This is a genomic window from Streptomyces sp. CNB091 (assembly GCF_000377965.1).
This window is the reverse complement of sequence record NZ_KB899005.1, coordinates 190,364-211,751: the sequence shown is the minus strand read 5'-3', so window position 1 is coordinate 211,751 and position 21,388 is coordinate 190,364. Positions and strand designations below refer to the sequence as shown.

Genomic DNA, 21,388 nt, shown 5'->3' with positions numbered 1-21,388 from the left:
GTGGGTCGGGTAGCCAGAGGTGTGACGCCCCTTGGGCGGGGTCAGGTGCCGCGTCAGGTGCTGAGCACCAGATAGGCGAGCGTGAAGTACGAGCGGTAGCCGCCGTAGTAGCCGGTGCGGCGGGCGTCGATCTCGGCCGTCACCTCGGCGTGCAGCGGGTGGTCCGGGTGTTCCAGTGCCCAGCGCTGCCCGCGGCCGATCGGCCCCTCGGACTCGAAGAGGTCCCATTCGCGCTCGTCGGCGACGGTGACCTGGAGGACGCGCAGCCCGACGGACTCCGCCAGCCGGATCAGCTCCAGCAGCGACCCGAAGTCGCCGGGCTCGGCCCCGATGCCCTCCAGTGCTGCGGGGGTCGGTTCCTTCAGCCAGATGCCCTCGCCGAACAGGACCCGTCCGCCGGGGCGCACGGTGGCGGCGAGGGCGGTGAGGGCCTCACGGGTCGTGCCGGGCCAGGCGTGCGAGGAGCCGATGGAGACGGCGAGGTCGTACCCGCTCCCGGTCCACTCGGCGGCGGGCACCTCGTGGAACCGCACCCGGTCCGCGAGCCCTCGCGCCTCTGCGAGTCTCCGCCCGCGCGCCACGGCGGCCGGATCGGTTTCGACGCCGTCCCCGGTGGCGCCGGGCGCGGCTTCGACGAGCCGCATCAGCAACTCGCCCCAGCCGGAGCCGAGGTCGGTGATCCGCGAGCCGGGAGCGGGGTCGCAGGCGGCGATCAGCCGGGCCGCGTGTTCCTCGGAGAGCGGGGTGTTCCAGGTGAGGCGGTCGTTACCGGCGGCGGACACGATGGCGCGGACTTCTTGGGCGGACATGGGGAAGGAGCCTGGCACGGGGGGCGGGGCCCGTGCCAGCGGTTTCTAGGGGCGGCGCCGGTTGATCGCCGTGAGGTCGATGTCCAGCGGGAACGGAACCGTCAGGGTGAGCTTGTCGTGGTGGATGCCTGTCGGCACATAGACCTCCAGTGCGGGGTCTCGTTCGTAGACATAGACGATCGGCAGCCCTTCGTCGTCCGCCTCCACCCGCCAGAAGTGCCGTACTCCGGCAGCGGCGTACTTCCGGGGCTTGACGTCGCGATCACGCTCCACCGAATCGTCCGAGACCACCTCGACGGCGAGCACGACATCCTCGGGGCGGAACCAGGTCTGGCGGTGGCCCGTGTTCGCCTCGACAGGGAACACCAACACGTCCGGCTCCGGCCTGTTCTTGTCGTCCAACTTGATCGTCATCTCGCGCAGGACGTCCAGATGCGCCGGCGCCTGGTCCAGCAGGGCATTCTCGAACAAACGCATGGCACGCCCATGGAAGGCGGTCTGCGGACTCATGAAGACGAGACTCCCGTCGATCAGCTCGGTGTGGGGCGGGAGGCCCGGAATCCGGTCGAGGTCGTCCGCCGTCCAGCCGCCCTCCGGCGGGACAGGCCACCGGTTCGGCTGCTGCTCAAGCCTGTGCTCGGGTGCGGCGCTCATAGTTACTCCCATACGCCGAAGTCTCGTCTCTTCACTCAGCGTACCCACCCAAGACGACAATGCCGTCGCCCAAACGAATGAGCGACGGCATCGGCATTGACCCGGGAGAGCCCTACGGGATCGCCAGGAGCGGGGAGGTCACTCCCACTCGATCGTCCCCGGCGGCTTGCTCGTCACGTCGAGGACGACGCGGTTGACGTCGGCGACCTCGTTGGTGATGCGGGTGGAGATCTTCGCCAGCGTCTCGTACGGCAGACGCGACCAGTCGGCCGTCATGGCGTCCTCGGAGGAGACCGGGCGCAGCACGATCGGGTGGCCGTAGGTGCGGCCGTCGCCCTGGACGCCGACCGAGCGGACGTCGGCGAGGAGGACCACCGGGCACTGCCAGATGTCGCGGTCCAGGCCGGCCGCCGTCAGCTCCTCGCGGGCGATGGCGTCGGCGTCGCGGAGCAGGTCCAGGCGCTCCTTGGTGACCTCGCCGACGATGCGGATGCCGAGGCCGGGGCCGGGGAACGGCTGGCGCTGGACGATCTCCTCGGGGAGGCCCAGCTCCTGGCCCACCATGCGGACCTCGTCCTTGAACAGCTGGCGCAGCGGCTCGACGAGCTGGAACTCGATGTCGTCGGGGAGTCCGCCGACGTTGTGGTGGGACTTGATGTTGGCGGTGCCGGTGCCGCCGCCGGACTCGACGACGTCGGGGTAGAGCGTGCCCTGGACGAGGAAGGCGACCTCGGGTCCTTCCTCCTGGAGGATCTCCAGCTGGGCCTGCTCGAAGACGCGGATGAACTCGCGGCCGATGATCTTCCGCTTCTGCTCGGGGTCGGAGACCCCGGCCAGGGCGTCGAGGAAGCGCTTCTGCGCGTCGACCACCTTGAGCTTCGCGCCGGTCGCGGCCACGAAGTCCTTCTCGACCTGCTCGGTCTCGCCCTTGCGCATCAGGCCGTGGTCGACGTACACGCAGGTCAGCTGGGAGCCGATGGCCTTCTGGACGAGGGCCGCGGCGACCGCGGAGTCCACGCCGCCGGACAGGGCGCAGATGGCGCGCTTGTCGCCGACCTGCTCGCGGATGAGCGCGATCTGCTCCTCGACGACGTTGGTCGTGGTCCAGTTCGGCTCGATGCCCGCGCCGCGGTAGAGGAAGTGCTCCAGGACCTGCTGGCCGTGGGTCGAGTGCATGACCTCCGGGTGGTACTGGACGCCGTAGAGCTTCTTCTCGTCGTTCTCGAAGGCGGCGACAGGTACGACGTCGGTGGACGCGGTGACGGTGAAGCCCTCGGGGGCCGCCGAGCAGGCGTCGCCGTGCGACATCCACACCGGCTGCTCGGTGGGCGTGCCCTCGAAGAGCGTCGAGCCCGCCTTGGAGACGTGCAGCGGGGTACGGCCGTACTCACGGGCCCCGTTGTCGTCGACCGTGCCGCCGAGCGTCGTGGCCATCAGCTGGAAGCCGTAGCACATGCCGAAGACGGGCACCCCGGCCTCGAAGAGCGCGCGGTCCAGGGACGGCGCGCCCTCCGCGTACACCGACGACGGGCCGCCGGAGAGGATGATCGCGCGCGGGTTCTTCGCCAGCATCTCGGCCACCGGCATGGTGGACGGGACGATCTCGCTGTAGACCCGGGCCTCACGGACACGGCGGGCGATGAGCTGGGCGTACTGCGCGCCGAAGTCGACGACGAGGACCACGTCGGCCGTGGCGTCGGGGGCGGCGGGGGGTGCTGCTGGCACGGGGGCGGCCTTCCGGCGGTGGTGAAGGGGGTCGGTTCTTCCGATTCTACCGGCCGTGCGCGGACCCTCCGCCGGGCCGGGGGACGGGGCCGGCGGCCCCGGGACCGGTGCCCGTCGCGTCTCAGGATCCGGGCCCCGTTTTGTGGGGGCCGCCGGGCCGGGGCCATACTGTGCCCCATGCGTCAGCACACGACCTTCGTCTTTACCTATGGCATCCGGCCCGCCGGCTGCCATGGTCGTGCTGCTTGAGCTACTGACAAGCAACGTTCCAGGCGCCCCGGGCCAGCAGGCCCGGGGCGTCTCGCGTGTCCGGGCCTTCTCGCCCCGGGGGGCCGTCACCCCACCGGGAGTCACCACCATGAGCAGCACCACCGGCACCACCGCCGTCACCCCCGCCGAGCTGACCGGCGCCCGCACCGACGAGGCCGCCGTCCTGATCGGCGGCGCCCGGGAGCGCATCGACGCCCTCGACGACCGGATCATCGGCCTCGTCCAGGAACGGATGGCCGTCTCGGCGGTGATCCAGCAGGCCCGCATCGCCTCGGGCGGCCGACGGGTCAACCTCTCCCGGGAGACGGCCGTGCTCGGCCACTACAGGGACGCGCTGGGCAAGCCGGGCACCGCGCTGGCGATGACGCTCCTGGAGCTGTGCCGCGGCCGGGTGTGAGGCCGGCGGGCGGAGCCCGGACGGAACGGTTCTCCGTATGCCGGACGGGGGCCGTATCTGCGTTCGGGACCCGTCTCACCCGTACGGAGCGTGACCGGGGGCGCGGTGCCTTCGTTGAGCCTGATGTCCGTGCCAACCAGGGGCGGCACCGCTAGGAAACCACGCGTGGCTCCGCCGGGACGTGTGACGTACCGCAGGTACGTCGTGGGACCACATCCCGGCGTAAGTGACCGGTCCGCAGGGGACAGCAGCCCGGTCACCCCATATGCGGCCGTACCCGGGGACGCCCGGGTCGGTCGCATCGGAACGTATCCCGGCGGAGGCCGGCTCCCCTCCTCCGCCCCTTCTCCGCCGTTCCTCCGCCGCCGGTCAGCGTCAGACGTGCTGCGCGGCAGCCCGTCGCCGTGCCGCCATGAACAGCAGCAGGCCCGCCGCCAGCGCCGCGGCCGCCGTGCCCGAGGCGATCAGGGCGGTCGAACCCGTCGAGGCCAGGCCGCCCCCGCCGCCGGAGCCGCCGGTCGTACCCGCCGACCCTCCGTCGGAGGTCGTGGACGCCGAGGGCCCGGGGGTGCCGGACGGGCTCTCCTCCGGGTCCGGGGCCGAGGTCGGCGGGGTGGACGGTTCGCCGGAGCCGCCGTCCGTCGTGCCGCCGGAGTCCGAGCCGCCGCCCTCGCCGTTCAGGACCAGAAACGCGGTGTTGTTGGCCGGCTTCGGGTCGAACGGCAGGGCCGGGTTCTGCAACCAGGTGTTGCGTACGGTCACCTCACCACTCGCTCCGATCAGGGCCTCGTCGATCCGCAGCTCGAAGGGCAGGTCGAGGCCCTCGCCGTCCCGCACGGTCATCGAGGTGTCGCAGACGTAGCGCGGCGCGGGGCTCTTCTGGTCCTCGCGGTACTTCCCGTCGGCGGTCACCGCACGGCAGCGGTCCGGCTTCGCGGTGACCGACGCGCCCTGCGGGACGGTGAAGTCGACGGTGGCGACGTCCTCGCCGGAGCGGAGGTAGCCGATCCACGCCGGGCCCTCGTTACGGAAGCCGAGGTCGGCCTTCACCGTGGTCCCGGCGGCCCCGGACGCCTCGTCGCCGTACGCCACGAAGTCGGCCGTGTTCGTCGTACGGAAGTCGGCCTCCTGCTGGTTGTCGGACGGATTCAGGTCCCCGCCCCGGGCGGTCACGCCCTTCCGGGGAGCCTTCGCCGGGACCGCCTTCAGCGCGGGACCCGTGCCCCGCGCGAAGGGGGCGCCCGCACGCTGGGCGGTGCGCTGGGCGGCGCCGTCCTCGTGGATGCGGTAGACGAAGGTGTCGTAGAAGGCGCGGGTCGTGGCCTCGATGGTCAGCGGGGTCGCCAGGGTGTACGTCGCACCCGCCTCGAAGGAGCCCTCGACGGAACAGAGGGCCGTGGTCCAGCCGATGCCCGGGACATCCGGGGCGTCCACGGTGTACTCGCAGTTGGTGTAGCGCTGGGGAATGTCGAGACCGCGGGAGTACATGAGGGTGAGCAGCACGCCGTCGGCGTCCCGGCTGCCCCGGTTGGTGAAGGTGATCGGAGCCTGCTGCTGGTCGCCCGGGTTCAGCTCCTGGTCGAAGGGGAGCCGCTCCATGACCAGGTCGGGGCCGCCGACCGTGAGCCGGGTGGTGAACGGGGCGAAGGTCACGCCCTCCGCCTCACCGGTCACCGTGATCGTGCCGGTGTCGCCGTTCTTGCTGCCCTCGGCGGCGGTGACCAGGAGATCGGCGGCGGGCCGGCTGCCCGGCCGGATACCCCGGTCCTCGCACACCGCCTTCGCGCCGGTGACCTCGCACTCCGCGCCGCCGGACTCGCCGTCGAACGCCACGTCGGCGACGCCCTCGATGCCGCTGAGGTCGAACGTGAGCGTGAAGTGGCCCTCGTAACCGCCGTTCTCCTCGTCCTGGCTCGGGGTGTCGATGGTGAACCCGAGCGTGGAATGCCGCGGCTCGCCGCTCTCCGGGTACGGGTTCAGACCCGTCTCGGCGGGGCCGCCGAGGGCGAACACCGGTACTCCTGCGGCCCCCGCCGGGGCGGTCGCCCCGGCGAGCGAGGCCGCGGCCAGGAGACCCGCGGCGGCGAGAGAGCCCGCCGCACGGCGCAGCGCGGTGCTCGGGGTGAAGGGTGTCATCGGGGACCTCTGGGACTCGGCGGAAGCTGTGTGACCGCTGTGACGGTCATCGCGGTACGGGTTCGACCGCGCAGCTCACCGAAGAGTTGCCCGGAGGAAGATCACGGATTGGGTACGGGGGTGTTCCCGACGCCCTCGATGCCCGCCCCGGCCTCCGCCGTCCCCTTCGGCGGCACCACGGGGATGCCCAGGAACGGCAGTTTCAGCGCGCCGAACGCCTCCTTCGGCACGGTCGGCGCGAGCGGCTCGACGGGGGTGAGCCGCACGTAGGCCTCGCCCTGCTCCGGGCGCGGGTCCGCCTCGCCCTTGTTGGGCCACAACGACATCGCGCGCTCGGCCTGGGCGGTGATGGTCAGCGAGGGGTTGACGCCGAGGTTGGCGGAGACCGCGGAGCCGTCGACGACGCTGATGCCGGGGTGGCCGTAGAGGCGGTGGTACGGGTCGATGACGCCCTCGTCGGCGTTCGCGCCGATCGGGCAGCCGCCGAGGAAGTGGGCGGTGAGCGGGGTGCCCATCAGTTCGCCGACGTTGGAGCCGGCGAAGCCGTTGATCTCCTCGGCGAGCAGGGTGGCGCTGTGGGTGGCCTCCGGTATCTGGGTCGGGTTGGGCGCGCCGTGGCCCTGGCGGGCGGTGAGCAGGCCCTTGCCGATGCCGCTCGGCTTGCGGTACGTCGTCAGGGAGTTGTCCACCGACTGCATGACCAGACCGATGATGGTGCGCTCCGACCAGTGGTGGTTGGAGAGCGAACGGGCGGCGAGCGTGGGGTGCTTGACCATGTTGGCGAGCCAGCCGCGCACCCGGTGGGCCCCGTAGGGGACCTGGAGTATCGACATCGCGCCCATGGCGTTGGAGCCCTTGCCGTAGCGGACGGGCTCGATGTGGGTGTGGTCGTCCGGGTGGATCGAGGAGGTGATCGCGACGCCCTGCGAGAAGTCGGCCTTCGCGGTGCCGTGCTTCTTGCGGTAGCGGCGGTCGCTGGTCTGGGAGCCGACCAGAGCCTCGGAGTTGGTACGGGTCAGCTCGCCGAGCCGCGCGGAGAGCCGGGGCAGCAGCCCCCGGTCCTTCATGGTGTGCAGCAGGGTCTGGGTGCCGTACGTGCCCGCGGCGACGACCACCTTGCGGGCGCGGAGCTTCGTGGGCTTCGCCCGGCGGCGGCGGTCGGTGGGGACGGTGAGGACGCGGTAGCCGCCCCCGGGGTCGTCGGTGACCGCGACGACGGAGGTCATCGGGTGGATGACCGCCCCGGCCTGCTCGGCGAGGTGGAGGTAGTTCTCGTTGAGGGTGTTCTTGGCGCCGTGGCGGCAGCCCGTCATGCACTCGCCGCACTCGGTGCAGGCCTTGCGGGCGGGGCCCGCGCCGCCGAAGTACGGGTCGGGGACGGTGGAGCCGGGCCTGGCTCTCGCGGTGCCGTCGGCGTCCTTGCCGTCGCCGAAGAAGACGCCGACCGGGGCCAGGTGGAAGGTGTCGCCGACGCCCATGGCCTCGGCCGCGGCCTTGAGGTGGATGTCTGAGGGGGTCATCGTCGGGTTGAGGCGGACCCCGAGCATGCGGCGGGCCTGGTCGTAGTACGGCTTCAGCTCGTCCTGCCAGTCGGTGATCGAGGCCCACTGCCGGTCCTCGAAGAACGGGGCGGGCGGGACGTACAGCGTGTTGGCGTAGTTGAGGGATCCGCCGCCGACCCCCGCCCCGGCGAGCACCATGACGTTGCCGAGGAGGTGGACGCGCTGGATGCCGAAGAGGCCCAGCGCGGGGGCCCAGAGGTAGTTCCTCAGGTCCCAGGAGGTCTTGGGGAGGGTGCCGGGGGTGAAGCGGCGGCCCGCCTCCAGGATCCCGACCCGGTACCCCTTCTCGGTCAGCCGGAGCGCCGACACCGCGCCCCCGAATCCCGATCCGACGACCAGGACGTCGTAGTCGTACGCGGCGTCGTCCTCGGCCGGGACGTGGCTCGCCGGCACAGGGCTCGCCTGAACAGGGGCCGTCGGCGCGGGGCTCATGGCCTGTTTCTGGGCAGGGCTGTCCTGGGACATGGCACTCCTCGGAACGGAATCGGTACGAAAAGGGCGGAAGTCGCTGGGGCCCTCGGGTCGGGGGTCAGCGCAGCCGGAACGCCTTCATCGCCTTGAGGCTGCGGGTCATGAGCTCGGCGTACTTCTCGTCGTCCAGCCCGAAGGAGGGCGCGAGCGGCATCAGCCGCTGCTGGGCGACGGTCTGGGCCTCGGTGTACTTGAGGATGCCCTCGGAGCCGTGCCGTCGGCCGAGGCCGGAATCCTTCATGCCGCCCATCGGGGCCTGGACGCTCCCGTAGGCGGGGGCGAACCCCTCGTTGATGTTGACGGTGCCGGTGCGCAGCCGGGCCGCGACCGCGTGACCCCGCTTGGAGTCGGTGGTCCAGACGCTGGCGTTGAGGCCGTACGGAGTGGCGTTGGCCAGCGCGATCACCTCGTCCTCGTCGCTGAAGCGGTAGATCGAGACGACCGGTCCGAAGGTCTCCTCGGTGCAGACGGTCATCGGGGGCTCCACCCCGTCGAGGATGGTCGGCTCGTAGAACAGCGGGCCGATGTCGGGGCGGGCGACGCCGCCGGCGACGAGCTTCGCGCCCTTCTCGACGGCCTCGTCGACGTGGCGCTCGACGGTCTCCAGCTGGCGTTCGCCGACGAGGGAGCCCATGTCGGCCCCGTAGGCGAGGGCGCTGCCGAGCCGCATGGCCTTCGTCCGGGTGGCGAAGCGCTCCACGAAGGCGTCGGCGACGGACTCGTGGACGTACAGCCGCTCGATGGAGATGCAGAGCTGTCCGGCGGAGGAGAAGCAGGCGCGGACGGCTCCGGCGGCGGCCTTCTCGACGTCGGCGTCCTTCAGCACGAGCATGGCGTTCTTGCCGCCGAGCTCCAGGGAGACGCCGACCAGCCGGGACGCGGCGCCGACGGCGACCTCGCGGCCGGTGCGGGTGGAGCCGGTGAAGGAGACGTAGTCGGCGCGGCTGACGACCTCGGGCCCCACGACGGGCCCCTCACCGAGGACGACCTGGAAGACCTCGGCGGGCAGTCCGGCCTCGATCAGCAGGTCGCGGGCCCACAGGGCGGTGAGCGCGGTCTCCGTGTCGGGCTTCATCACGACGGCGTTGCCGGAGACGAACGCGGGCAGCGCGTCGCCCACGGAGAGTTCGAGCGGGTAGTTCCAGGGGGCGATCTGGCCGACGACGCCGCGCGGCTGGCGCAGTTCGGTGACCTTGGTGAGGACCGGGACGACGCCGGTGTGGCGGCGGGGCTTGAGGTAGGCGGCGGCCTTGCGCCCATAGTGGCGGGCGGCGACGGCGACGGCCTGCACCTCCTCGTGGGCGTGCAGGCGGGCCTTGCCGGTCTCCAGCTGGATGAGGTCGAGGACCTCGGACTGGCGGCTGAGGACGAGGTCGTGGAAGCGCAGCAGGACGGCGGCCCGCTGCCGTACGGGCACGGCGGCCCAGACGGGCTGGGCCGCGCGGGCCCGGTCGAAGGCGGTGGCGACGTCCTCGGGGGTGGACTCGGGCAGATCGGCCAGCTTCTCCCCGGTGAAGGGGGTGTGGTTGGCCGTGCGGCCCGACCCGACGACGCCACGGGTCAGCTGGGCGACCACCTCGGGGGTGACCACGTCGGCGGCGGTGCGCACCCCGGCGGGGGCGACCGCCACGGGGTTCGTGCCGAGAGGGGCGTCAGGGGCCTGCGAGTCCGTCATGAGGCCGAGAGTATGTCCAGCCGCAGCCTTTGGGTACCCGTGGGTAACAGTTTTTCACAGGACCCCCCACCTCCGCCGGACGCCCTCGTCGAACGAGCCAGTGATCGCTGGCGGCATAACCGCTGATCAGTGGCTATGCGGGCCGACCGCCCCGCGGCGGTCGGCCCGCGGCGCTCAGGAAGCGTGAATCTTCAGCCCCTCGGTGACCTCGGTGAAGATCGCGTCGCCGTCCTTCGCCGCATCCCCCTTGGCGGGCATCCGCACCCGCACGTGCCAGTAGGGGTCGTTCTCCTTCTCGCCCGGGATCAGCAGCTCGCGGAGGCGGTAGCGCACCGGATCGTCGCCGGACGAGGGGTAGGGGACGAACTCGGTGGTCATCTCGAACGCCTTGCGCCCCTCGTGCGTGGCGTCCTTGTACGAGACGGAGGCCTCCTCCATGTCCGTGGAGCTCGACGAGCCCTCCTCGTAGAACTCCTTGCGGGCCTTCGGGTCGACGCCGGGGTTGTCGTCCATGGCGTCCTCGCTCTTCGGGGAGCGGTGCCAGAAGGTGATCTCGAAGACGCCGCTGGGGTCCGCGTACCAGACCAGCTCGTCCTCGCCGTCCTCCTGGACGCGCTTGTACTCCTCCGGCACGGCGACGTCCGCCGACAGGACCTCGTTCTCCGGCCGGACCTGCCAGCCCTCGGGCGGTCCGTCGCCCGCGAACGGGTTCAGCAGGAGCAGGACGAGCGAGACCGCCACCGCCAGCGCCCCGCCGCCGAGCGCGAACTGCGCGACGCGGTTGCGGTGCAGCACGGGCGGCACCCACTTGCTGCCACCGCCTCCGCTTCCGCCCACGGGGGCCGTCCCGTACGCGGAGGTCGCCTGCGCCGGGGCCGGGGACGCCAGCTGCTGGAGGGCCCGGCGGACCTCGGCGGCCGGCGGACGCGCCGCGGGGTCCTTGCGGAGCAGCTGCATGACGAGCGCGCCGAACGCGCCCGTGCCACGGGCGGGCACCTGCGGCTCGGCGGACAGCACGGCCTGGAGGGTGGCCGGGGTGTGCGAGCGGCGGTACGGGGACATCCCCTCGACCGCCGCGTACAGCACGACGCCCAGCGACCAGAGGTCCGACTCCGGTCCGGGGCGCTGCCCGAGGACCCGCTCCGGTGAGATGAACTCGGGCGAACCGACGAACGCCCCGGTCTCGGTGAGCTGCTGCTCGCCCTCGACCTGGGCGATCCCGAAGTCGGTGAGGACGACCCGGTCGCCGGTGCCGAGCATGACGTTGTCCGGCTTGACGTCCCGGTGCAGGATGCCGATCGCGTGGGCGGCCATCAGCGCGTCGAGGACGGCGAGGCCGATCCTGGCCGCCTCGCGGGGGTCCAGGGTGCCTTCCTGGAGGCGGTCGCCGAGCGACGGGCCGCGCACCAGCTCCATGACGATCCACGGCTTGCCGTCCTCGACGGCCACGTCGTGGACGGTCACGACGGAGGGGTGGTCGATCCGGGCCGCGGCCCGCGCCTCGCGCTGCATGCGCTGGTGCACCATGCTGTGCTCGCGCTCGCCGAGGTGTTCCGGTACGCGCGGTTCCTTGACGGCCACCTCCCGGTCGACGACCTCGTCGTGGGCCCGCCACACCGTGCCCATACCGCCGTGCCCGAGCCGGGCGAGCAGCCGGTAGCGCCCGCCGATCAGCCGGTTCACCGCGCTGTCCGGGGCGCTCGCGTGGACGGTCGGGGACGGAACGTGCGCCGGGGGTGAGGGATGCGGCGCGGGATGCGGCGCGCCGAAGCCGCCCGGTGTCTGCGGCGGCTGGAGTCCGTAGCTGGTGGGCTGGTTCGCCCATCCCCCGTGATCTGTCATGTACCCCATCCTGGATCACGCGCCGGGCCGGGCACCAGCGGGGGTGGACACCGGATGCGCGGCCGTGACCGTCTCGCGACCCGGTCGGAGCATCGGGCACCAGCAGGGCACCGTGCTCACTGCTGGGGTTTCGGGGCGCTCCAACTGCGCAGCATGATGTCGAACTTCTCGCGGCTGGCCTCCCAGCCCTCCTGCGGAGCCGTCAGGTACAGCGCGTACTCGGGGCCGCCGGGACCGCCGTAGTACATCTGGTCGATCCCGTGCCGGGGCCCCGGGTGGTCCTTGGTCTCGTTCCAGGTGAACTCCCAGAGGGCGCCCGGCCGGTCGCGGAAGGTGTTCTTCTCCATCCCGATCCGCTGATACCCCGGCAGCCGCTCGGAGAGCTGCTCCTCCATGTTCTCCATGTGCAGATACGGATGTTCGAAGTCCGGGTCCGGGTCGACGCTGATGCGGATCCGGTGGGCCCCGCCGTCCGGCGTGTAGTCGATCTGCCCGTCCTGGACCTGCCGGGTCCAGTCCACCGGCACGACCAGGCTGAACCCCGCCGGGTCGTCGACCCGGTGCCAGCCGTCGGGTATCTCCGGTGCCCCCTCCGCCGATGCGGCCGGCTCCGGCGAGGTCTGCTCCGTGGAGGTCCGCTCCGGGGGCGGTGTGCCGCCGGCGACCGTGCCGCCGCTCGTTCCGCCGGGGGAGTCCGAACCCTCCCCGTACTTCATCGCGAACAGCCCGGCCGCGCCCCCGAGGACGGCGGCGGCGACGACCACGACGAGCACCGTGCGCCACCGGGACCCGGCGCGCCGGGTCACCGGGGCGGAGGCGGGGCCGGTGACCGGGGCGGCTGCGTCCGGGCCGCGGGCGGGCGTCGTCGTGGCGGGGGTCGCTCCGGGCAGCCGGGCGGTGGCGCCGTCGGAACCGCCGCCGCCGTTAGGGCTGCCGGAACCCTCCGGGCGGTCGGGGCCGTTCGCGTCCCGGTGGGCGTACCGGGCGTCCTCGGGGAAACGCTGGGTCGGCACGTGCGCCTGGGCGGCGCGGGGCTCGCGGCCGTCCATCGCGTCCAGCAGCATCTGCTCGGTCTGGGCGGCGGTGGGCCGGTCGTCGGGATCCTTGCGGAGCAGCGCGGTGATCACGGCGCCGAGCGGGCCGGCGTTGACCGGGGCGGGCGGCTCCTCGGTGACGACGGCCTGCATGGTGGAGATCGGGGACGTACGGCGGAACGGGGAGGTCCCCTCGACCGCCGTGTACAGCGTCGCGCCCAGGGACCAGAGGTCGGAGGCCGGTCCGGGGTCGCCGCCGCGTACCCGTTCCGGGGCCAGGTAGTCGATGGAGCCGACCAGTTCGCCGGTCCGGGTGATGGTGGAGTCGCCCTCGATCGCGGCGATCCCGAAGTCGGTCAGCAGCACCTGACCGTCACGCGCGAGCAGCACGTTGCCGGGCTTGACGTCGCGGTGCAGCACCCCGGCCGCGTGCGCGGCGCGCAGGGCGCTCAGCACGTGCAGCCCGATCCGGGCCGCCTCGCGCGGGGCGACCTCGCCGCTCTCCTTGGCGGAGTCGGCGAGCGAGGGCCCGTCGACGTACTGCATGACGATCCAGGGGCGGTTGTCGTACTCGATCACATCGTGGACGGTGACGACGCCGGGGTGCGTGATGCGCGCCGCCGCCCGCGCCTCCTTCTGCGTCCTGGCGTGCAGGACGAGCCGGTCGGCCTCGGCGACGTACAGCCCGGCGGTCAACTCCTTGACCGCGACCGTGCGGTGCAGCACCTCGTCGTGGGCGCGCCAGACCTTGCCCATACCGCCCCGGCCGAGGACGTCGCCCAGCCGGTAGCGCCCCGCCAGCACCAGTCCCGCGTCCGTGCTCTGTGATCCATCCACGTGATGTCCCCGCCCCGTTCCTCGAATGGCCAGATTACGGAGGCGCGGCGGTGGGGCGGAACGGGGGATCGCCCACGAGACCGCACTGTGATGGTTGTCGGCACCGCACAACGCCCGCGCCGGAGCAGGGGCGATGACGTCTGATCAGGCCCGGGCACGGACGGTCACGTGCGCGCGGTCGGGTGTGACCGGCGGTCAGGTGACCCGGTAGGAGGCGATGGCCTGCTCGTAGATCTCGGTGACCTTGTCCCGCTCGCTCTCGGGCCCAATGACCTGGATGACGTGGTATCTGCCGTCGACGATCATGGCGAGATTACGGACGAACACCTCGCGCCCGCCGCTCTCCTGCCAGGTGTACTGCCCCTCGGCCATGGCCTGCCGGCCGACGTCGACCCGGCGCACTCCGGACGAGGAGGACCAGGTGGAGTCGCGGAACGGCTGGAGCTCGGGCTCCTTCTCCCGCTGGTAGTCCAGGGGATCGCCGCCCCCCGCCTTCACCGTGTCCCGCCCGGGCACCACGAGGAGGGTGAACCCGTCGCTGCCGTAGCGGATCTGCCGGTCCGCGTTGGCGGGGCTGCGCTGCCAGTCCTTCGGTACGCCGACCTCGAACCCCTCCGCGTCCTCACGGAGGGCGTAGCCGGGGGCGAGCGCCACGGCCGACCGGCTGGTCTGCGGCTGCTGGGAGCCGGGATCGGCGGACCCGCCCCCCGAGGCGGACGGCTCGGGCTCCCCCGAGGCGGCGGGCGGTGCGGCGGAGCCGGCGGGCGACGTCGGCGCTCCGCTGTCCTTGCCCGGCTCCTGCTTCGGCAGGAACATCACGGCGTACGCCACGGCGGCGGCCATCAGCAGCAGGATGAGGACGAGCAGCAGCCGGCCAAGGCTGCGCGGCGATGAGGACTCCTCGCCCCTGCGCGCCGGTTCCCGCAGCACTCGGGGCCCCTTGGGCGCACGGGGTGCGCGGGCCGGGCGCTCCTCCTCCCAGCTCTCCACGGGCATTCGCACGGACCGGTCGGGCGGCAGCAGCGACTCCTGCCGGTCCCGCTGCTGGCCGCCGCCGCGCTGCTTCGGCGGCTGCCGGCGCTTCCCCTGGCGGTGCCTGCCGTGCGCCGAGCCGCCGCCGAAACGGCTCCAGCGCCGACGGACCAGCTCGCCCCGGCGGCGTACGACGGGGAGCCGGGCGGCGTCGGGCGCGGGCAGCGGCACGACGTCGGCGCCCGCCTCCGGCTCCGGCGCGGAGCGCACCAGCGAGCGCAGCCAGCCGCGCAGCTCCTCGAAGTCCGGCCGCTCCGTGGGGTCCTGGCGCAGCAGCGACTCGACGACGGGCCGCAGCGGGCCGCACTCCTCCGCGAAGGCGGGCGGCTCCCCGCACACCATCTGGACGAGCTCGGCCGCGTTCTCCTCGGGGTAGGGGGCGTGGCCCTGGACGGCGCGGTAGAGCAGTGCGCCGAGCGCCCACAGGTCGGTGGAGGGGCCGATGGGGGGCGCGAGCTGCCAGTTCTCGTGGACGGGACCGGCCTGCTCGGGGGCCCAGCGCTCGGTGACGGCTCCGACGACGGCGATGCGTGCCTGGCGGGCGCGTTCGGCGGCGAGCGGGGTGGCGGGGCCCCGGTAGACGGCGGGCTCGTCGCCGCCCGCGACGGCCTCCTCCCAGGCTCCGGGGGCGGTCCGCCCGTCCCGGGGCGGGGCGGTGCGGGCGAGCTGCTTGGGTGCCGGGGCCGCCCGGCCGGGCCGCCGGGAGTCGGCGCGCAGCGCGTCCTCGCCGGAGCCGCCCGCGGAGACGGGCCGCGCACCGGGTCCGTCGTCCCAGGTCCCGGCGAGGTGCACGCGGCGGCCCGGCGGCCGGGGGCCGTCCTCCTCGTCCTCGTCGTCCTCGTCGTCGTAGGGGTCCTCGGCGGGGCTGCCCCAGGGGGAGGCCAGTCGGGGGGCCACGGGGGCGCCAGGGGCCGGGGCGCCGGGCGCCGGGCGCTGCGGCGGGAGGATGCCGGTGTCGGCGTCCACGTCGGCTCCAGCTTCCGCTCCGGCTTCCGCTTCGGCTCCGGTGATTCCGCTGGTGCCGCTGGTGCTCGGGGCGGGTGCGCGCCCTTCCGGCGGCGACTTCGTGAGGTCGGCCGGGGCGCGGTCGGTCTGCTGCCGGTCCTCGGTGACCCGGGCGGCGGCCCGTGCGCCCGCCCGGTAGGCGGCGATGGCTCCGGCGCGCGCGGCCCGCAACTGGGCGGCGCTCGCGGCGCCCGGGGCGGCGGGGGGCGGCACGGCGGTGTAGGGGACGGCGGGAGCGGCGGGGCGCGGGACGATCTCCTGGCCGGCGTGCGACGCGAAGGGCTCGGCCTGCGGGCCGCCCGGGGGCGGGTCGTACCGGTCGCCGGACCGGTCGCCATACCGGTCGCCATACCGGTCGTCGGACCGGTCGTCGGACCGGTCGCCGGACCGGTCGCCGGACCGGTCGTCGTCCCTCTCGTCGTCCCGGTCGTCGTCCCGGCGCGGTGCATACCCCTGCGGCAGCGACGGAACGGGAAGCCCCTGGTCCCCCCGGTACGGCCGGTCCGCCCGGCCGTCGCCGCGGCCGTCGCCGCGGTCGCCGTCGTCACCGGCGTACTCCTGGACGTCCACATCCACGGCCGCGTACTCCGCGTACTCCTGGACGTCCGCGTCCGCGTACTCCCTGTACTCCTCGACGGCCGCGTGGCCCTGGCCGTCGTCGACGGATCCGTAGCCCTCGACCGGCGCGTACTCCGTTTCGCTCCTGGCCGGCGGGAGCGCGTAGGTCCCGTCGAACTCCCTCGGCGGGGCGGCCTCGACGGCCGGGATGCCGTACGTCGTGGGGCCGGCCACCGGGTCGGTGTCGGGTGCCGGCCCGGGGGCGTATCCGCAGAGCGCCTCCTCGGCGGCGCCCGCCGCGAGACCAGTGAGCATGACACGGCCGTCGTCGCACACCAGGACCGTGCGCACGGTGATGTTGCGGTGGGTCCAGCCGTGGGCGTGCAGCACCCGCAGGGCGGTGAGCACGTCGGAGCCGATCTCGGCTGCCCGGTAGGGGTTGAGGGGGCGTTCGGCGAGGAGGGCGGCGAGCGGACGGGCCGCGACGAGCTCGCTCACTATCCACAACGAGCCCGCTTCGGCGAACACGTCGAAAACCTGGTCGAGCCGGGGATGGTCGGGCACCTGAGCGGCGGCCTGCGCGGCCTCGATCGCCCTCCGGACCGCCGGGTCCGTGCTGCGGCGGACCGCTCGCCCGGGGGCACGTCCGGATGATGCGGCGGGCCGGCCGTCGGCGTCGAGCACCTCCGCGTCCACGATCTCCGGCAACGGCACCTGGCGGACCAGGACTTCCTGTCCGCTGTACGTGTCGAACGCCCGGGTCTCGGCCAGTTCGTACCCATCGGACGGGGGCAACGGAAGGCGGTAGCGGTCGGCAAGCACCCGACCCGCGTAGTCGTCCACGACGCCTCCCCAGAGCGCGCTCTTCCCCCGGTCCCCGGAGGCGCACTTATCCGTCGGTCACGGTCATTCGGCGGACAATTGACCCGCTGTTCCGGCTGCGTACGGTCCCCGGCCTCTTACGATACGTGGCAACACGGGCCGCCGGGCCGGGTCGCGCCAACCCGGTCCGCACAAACGTTTCCCACCGGCCGGCCCAGGGCGTTCCCGACCCGTCGACGGGCGCGCCCAGGCGGTCGTTCGGCACGCGCCCAGGCGCGCAGTCGGCACGTGCCCAGCGGTCAGTCAGTGGGTGTGAACGTGGCGAACGCCGTTTCGCGCAGCGTCCGGCACTCGTCGTCCTCCCACTCGCCCACCTTGCAGCTGATCATGATCGAGTAGCCACGCTTGGCGTCCACCTTGAACCCCCGGTTGAGCACCTTGACCCGGACGCCGTTGTGGTTGCGTTCGAACGTCCAGTCCGCGACGGTCGGATAGCCGTTGTACTCGACCTTCTTTATGCTGCCGTGCTTGTAGCCGTCGCTGAGGACCTTGACGCTCCCGACGGCCCCGCGCCAGGCGGCCGCCGCGTCGTCCTTGGGCGAGCTGTTGAAGTCGACCTGGACGCGGGGGAAGCTGCCCCGCTTGTCGTTGTAGATGCCGCCGGAGTTGCTGCCCGCGATGGCGGTGCGCTCGAACCCCTCGGGCATCGCCATGGTGAAGTGGAAGCGGGGGTCGGTGACCTTCTCGTACCCGGCGGGCAGGGCGTCGCCCGGGGCCGCCCCGTCGTCCCCGTCGTCGTCGGAACCGGAGTCGTCGGCGTCGCCGTCGGCGTCGGTGGAGTCGTCAGCCGACGGGTCGGCGGAGGCCCGGCCGTCGTCCGTGCCCTGGCCCTCCTTCTGCCCGTCGCCCTTCTCACCGGCCGAACCGCCGCCGGTGTCGCCGCCCTTGTCGTCGGCGCCGCCGGCCGAGGCTCCGGCCGAGGAGGCCGTGTCGCCGCCCTTGTCCGCGTCGTCGCCGCCGAGCGTGAGCGCGAGGACCGTGCCGAGAATGGCCAGCGCGACGACGGCCGCGATGATCGCGAGGGTGCGGCGCGGCACCACGTCGGTGATCGAGGCACGCGTGGACGCCACCGAGGACGGCGGGCGCTGCCCGGGAACGGACCCACTCGCCGCCGAGGACTCCGGGGCGCCGGCGGGCGCCGCCACGGCTCCCTTCGCGGTCGCCGGGGCGGACGCGGCGGGCTTCGCACCCGGGGCGGAAGTCCCGGGCGGCGACGGAGGCTTGGGCGGGGCGACGGGCGGGCCGCCGGCCGCCGCGGCCGGAGAGCTCACCGCAGCGGCGGCGGCACCCGCCGCGGCTCCGGCGGCCGCCGCGGGGGTCTTCGCGTTGCGCACGGAGCGCAGGGCTCCGCGCAGCCGGTCGCGGGAGCCGCCGCCGGACTCGCCCGACCCGGTGGACTGCTTCGGCGGCTTCGGGGCCTTGGGCTGCTTCGGCGTCCTCTTCACGAGGGGGTCGGCGGCGGGCGCCGGCGGCAGCGCCATGATCTGGGTGGAGTCCGCGGGGGCCGGAGCGGGAACGTCGGGGGCGTTGATGACGTCGTTGAGCAACGCCCGCGCCCCGGCGTCGTCGAGGCGCTGGTCGGGGTCCCGGGCGAGCAGCCCGTAGATGACCTCGGTGAGCGGACCGGCGTTCTTCGGCGGGTCGAGCGGTTCGGTCATCACGGCCGTCAGGGTGGCGATGGCCGAACCCTTGTCGTACGGCGGGCAGCCCTCGACGCTCGCGTACAGCAGTCCGCCGAGGGACCACAGGTCCGCGGGCGGACCCGGCTTGTGGCCGCGGGCCCGCTCCGGCGAGATGTACGAGGGTGCGCCGACGAGCATGCCGGTGGAGGTGACCGACGGGTCCCCCTCGACCTGGGCGATGCCGAAGTCGGTGAGCACGACGCGCCCGTCCTCGGCGATCAGCACGTTGGACGGCTTCACGTCGCGGTGCAGGATGCCCTCGCGGTGCGCCGAGCGCAGCACGTCGAGGATGGCGAGCCCGACCTCGGCGGCCCGCCGCGGTGTCAGCGTGCCGTCCTCGCGGATCGCCTCGGCGAGCGACTTGCCCTCGATCAGCTCCATGACGATCCACGGGCGGTCGTCCTCGTCGACCACGTCGTAGACGGTCACCGCGCTGTTGTTGCGGATCCGTGCGATCGCCTTGGCCTCACGCAGGGTGCGCGTGATCAGCCGGCGTTTCTCGTCCTCGTCGATCGCCCCGGGGAACCGCAGTTCCTTGACCGCGACCGTGCGGCCGAGCGTCTCGTCGTCGGCGCGCCAGACCGTACCCATGCCGCCTCGGCCGAGCACCTCACCGAGCCGGTAGCGCCCCGCGAGGAGACGACCGTTCTTGTCCCGTTGGGGCTCCCGTGCCTGCTCCGCCTCCGACATGCGTCCCCTCTGCGATCAACCCGCCCTGGCAGAGCGTTCATTGTCCCTCACCCCGGGACCGGTCCTGGTGCCGGGTCCGGGGTCCGCCGCGCCGCGGCTCGAAGAGGGAAGCCCCCACAGCCTGCTACCAACCCGGCCTCCCCGTCCAGGCCGGTCCGGGCCACCGCCGCCGCTCCACCGGGTCGGCGGGGCCCAACTGGCCCGGTGAAGACGGGCGGTGACCGCGACACAGCGACGCGCGGACTCCGGGAGGGCGTGTCCTAGATCGGCACAATGTCCGGTGCGCCGAGCCGGGCCGCGTCCGCCGTGAGGTCGTCGGGCTGCCGCTGCGATTCGCGTTCGGCCTCCACCCGCTTCTCGTAGTGCTCGACCTCCCGGTCGATCCGCCCCTCGTCCCAGCCCAGCACCGGCGCCACCAGCTCCGCACAGAGCCGGGCGCTGCGGGTGCCCCGGTCGAAGGTCTCGATGGAGATCCGGGTGCGCCGGGTCAGCACGTCGTCCAGATGGCGGGCGCCCTCGTGGGAGGCCGCGTAGACGATCTCGGCGCGCAGATAGTCGTCGGCGGCGGGCAGGGGTTCACCCAGGGTGGGGTCGGCGAGGACCAGTTCGAGAATCTCCTCGGTCATTGAGCCGTACCGGTTGAGCAGATGCTCCACCCGGGCGACATGGAGTCCGGTCCGGGCCGCGATCCGGGCGCGCGCGTTCCACAGGGCCTTGTACCCCTCGGCCCCCAGGAGCGGGGTGTCCTCCGTGACGCAGGCGGCGACCCGCTGGTCGAGTCCGTGCACCGCCTCGTCCACCGCGTCCTTGGCCATGACCCGGTACGTCGTGTACTTGCCGCCCGCCACGACGACGAGGCCGGGCGCGGGGTGGGCCACCGTGTGCTCGCGCGACAGCTTGCTGGTGGCGTCCGACTCGCCGGCCAGCAGCGGTCGCAGTCCGGCGTAGACGCCCTGGACGTCGTCCCTGGTCAGCGGGGTGTTGAGGACGGAGTTGACGTGCTGGAGGAGGTAGTCGATATCGGCGCTGGAGGCGGCCGGGTGCGCCTTGTCCAGGTCCCAGTCGGTGTCCGTGGTGCCGATGATCCAGTGCCGGCCCCAGGGGATGACGAAGAGGACGGACTTCTCGGTGCGCAGGATGAGGCCGGTGGAGGAGTGGATGCGGTCCTTGGGGACGACCAGGTGGATGCCCTTGGAGGCCCGGACGTGGAACTGTCCGCGCTCGCCGATGAGCCCCTGGGTGTCGTCGGTCCACACACCGGTCGCGTTGACCACCTGCTTGGCCCGGATCTCGTACTCCGTGCCGCCCTCGACGTCCCGCACGAGCGCGCCCACGACCCGCTCGCCCTCGCGGAGGAAGCCGATCACCCGGGCCGCGTTCGCCACCTGGGCCCCGTAGGACGCGGCGGTGCGCACCAGCTCGGTGACGAAGCGGGCGTCGTCCATCTGTGCGTCGTAGTACTGGAGGGCGCCGACCAGGGCGTCCTTCTTCAGCGCGGGGGCGACCCGCAGGGCGTGCTTGCGGGAGAGGTGGCGGTGGACGGGGAGGCCGCGGCCGTGCCCGGAGGAGACCGACATCGCGTCGTACAGCGCGACGCCGGAGCCGGCGTAGAGCCGCTCCCACCCCTTGTGCTGCAAGGGGTAGAGGAAGGGCACGGGCTTCACCAGATGCGGGGCCAGCCGCTCCAGGAGCAGCCCGCGTTCCTTGAGCGCCTCCCGGACCAGGGCGAAGTCGAGCATCTCCAGATAGCGCAGACCGCCGTGGATCAGCTTGCTCGACCTGCTCGACGTGCCGGACGCCCAGTCGCGCGCCTCGACCAGACCGGTCGAGAGGCCTCTGGTGGCGGCGTCCAGCGCCGTGCCCGCGCCGACCACGCCCGCCCCCACGACCAGCACGTCCAGTTCGCGCTCGGCCATGGCGGCGAGCGCGACGGTGCGTTCGGCGGGTCCCAGTGTCGCTGTCCTCACTGCTGCCTCCCGGTGGATCGGGGTGGTCGGACACGGGAGTGCCACCCGGCCGAGGGGCCGGCCGCCCGTGTCCACCCCTCGATTCTGTCCGCGCTCCCCGAGTTCAGCCACCGCCTGTGGACAACACCCGGGCGACCGGAGCCACACAATGCGACATATA

The 21,388-nt window shown here is 73.1% G+C and carries 12 protein-coding genes; 1 reads left to right on the top strand and 11 read right to left on the bottom strand.

The features are described from left to right. Nucleotides 1-53: 53 nt before the first annotated feature. The 3 genes from D581_RS0127025 to guaA all read right to left on the bottom strand — a co-directional run bounded on the left by D581_RS0127025 (nt 54) and on the right by guaA (nt 3,188). Nucleotides 54-809, bottom strand: coding sequence for an SAM-dependent methyltransferase (locus D581_RS0127025; RefSeq protein WP_026290947.1), 756 nt, complete (start codon nt 807-809; stop codon nt 54-56). Nucleotides 810-854: 45 nt separating this feature from the next. Next, complete coding sequence (locus tag D581_RS0127020; protein ID WP_018960279.1) at nt 855-1,463, bottom strand: Uma2 family endonuclease; 609 nt, start codon at nt 1,461-1,463, stop codon at nt 855-857. Nucleotides 1,464-1,601: 138 nt separating this feature from the next. Beyond that, entirely contained in the window at nt 1,602-3,188 is a 1,587-nt protein-coding gene (guaA, locus tag D581_RS0127015; RefSeq protein ID WP_018960278.1) for a glutamine-hydrolyzing GMP synthase, read from the bottom strand. Nucleotides 3,189-3,546: 358 nt separating this feature from the next. Here guaA and D581_RS0127010 point away from each other — a divergent pair, with 358 nt between their 5' ends. Continuing rightward, nucleotides 3,547-3,855, top strand: coding sequence for a chorismate mutase (locus tag D581_RS0127010; RefSeq protein WP_018960277.1), 309 nt, complete (start codon nt 3,547-3,549; stop codon nt 3,853-3,855). A 375-nt stretch (nt 3,856-4,230) separates the two neighbouring features. Here the strand turns inward: D581_RS0127010 and D581_RS0127005 are convergent, their stop codons facing one another. The 8 genes from D581_RS0127005 to D581_RS0126970 form a co-directional block, all read right to left on the bottom strand. Next, a complete protein-coding gene (locus D581_RS0127005) occupies nt 4,231-5,991 on the bottom strand; it encodes a hypothetical protein (protein ID WP_018960276.1) in 1,761 nt (586 codons plus the stop codon). Between the two features lie 101 nt (nt 5,992-6,092). After that, nucleotides 6,093-8,018, bottom strand: a complete 1,926-nt coding sequence (locus D581_RS0127000) for a GMC family oxidoreductase (protein ID WP_026290946.1) — start codon at nt 8,016-8,018, stop codon at nt 6,093-6,095. Nucleotides 8,019-8,082: 64 nt separating this feature from the next. Next, nucleotides 8,083-9,699 (bottom strand): succinic semialdehyde dehydrogenase, encoded by a 1,617-nt coding sequence (locus D581_RS0126995; RefSeq protein ID WP_018960274.1) that lies wholly within the window; start codon nt 9,697-9,699, stop codon nt 8,083-8,085. A gap of 174 nt (nt 9,700-9,873) precedes the next feature. Next, entirely contained in the window at nt 9,874-11,541 is a 1,668-nt protein-coding gene (locus D581_RS0126990) for a serine/threonine-protein kinase (protein WP_018960273.1), read from the bottom strand. Between the two features lie 116 nt (nt 11,542-11,657). Next, nucleotides 11,658-13,412, bottom strand: coding sequence for a serine/threonine-protein kinase (locus D581_RS0126985; protein WP_018960272.1), 1,755 nt, complete (start codon nt 13,410-13,412; stop codon nt 11,658-11,660). Between the two features lie 195 nt (nt 13,413-13,607). Then, nucleotides 13,608-16,850: a protein kinase gene (locus D581_RS0126980; RefSeq protein WP_018960271.1), complete on the bottom strand. Its 3,243-nt coding sequence runs from the start codon at nt 16,848-16,850 to the stop codon at nt 13,608-13,610. A gap of 278 nt (nt 16,851-17,128) precedes the next feature. Further along, nucleotides 17,129-19,261: a serine/threonine-protein kinase gene (locus D581_RS0126975; protein ID WP_018960270.1), complete on the bottom strand. Its 2,133-nt coding sequence runs from the start codon at nt 19,259-19,261 to the stop codon at nt 17,129-17,131. 260 nt (nt 19,262-19,521) lie between these two features. Then, nucleotides 19,522-21,228, bottom strand: a complete 1,707-nt coding sequence (locus tag D581_RS0126970) for a glycerol-3-phosphate dehydrogenase/oxidase (protein ID WP_018960269.1) — start codon at nt 21,226-21,228, stop codon at nt 19,522-19,524. Between the last annotated feature and the right edge of the window lie 160 nt (nt 21,229-21,388).

Bases quoted from the DNA above. Each gene is read 5' to 3' on its own strand.
- D581_RS0126995 (WP_018960274.1), bottom strand. From the start codon at position 9,699: ATGACGGACTCGCAGGCCCCTGACGCCCCTCTCGGCACGAACCCCGTG.
- D581_RS0127000 (WP_026290946.1), bottom strand. From the start codon at position 8,018: ATGTCCCAGGACAGCCCTGCCCAGAAACAGGCCATGAGCCCCGCGCCG.
- D581_RS0127025 (WP_026290947.1), bottom strand. From the start codon at position 809: ATGTCCGCCCAAGAAGTCCGCGCCATCGTGTCCGCCGCCGGTAACGAC.
- D581_RS0126975 (WP_018960270.1), bottom strand. From the start codon at position 19,261: ATGTCGGAGGCGGAGCAGGCACGGGAGCCCCAACGGGACAAGAACGGT.
- D581_RS0127010 (WP_018960277.1), top strand. From the start codon at position 3,547: ATGAGCAGCACCACCGGCACCACCGCCGTCACCCCCGCCGAGCTGACC.
- D581_RS0127020 (WP_018960279.1), bottom strand. From the start codon at position 1,463: ATGAGCGCCGCACCCGAGCACAGGCTTGAGCAGCAGCCGAACCGGTGG.
- D581_RS0126990 (WP_018960273.1), bottom strand. From the start codon at position 11,541: ATGACAGATCACGGGGGATGGGCGAACCAGCCCACCAGCTACGGACTC.
- D581_RS0127005 (WP_018960276.1), bottom strand. From the start codon at position 5,991: ATGACACCCTTCACCCCGAGCACCGCGCTGCGCCGTGCGGCGGGCTCT.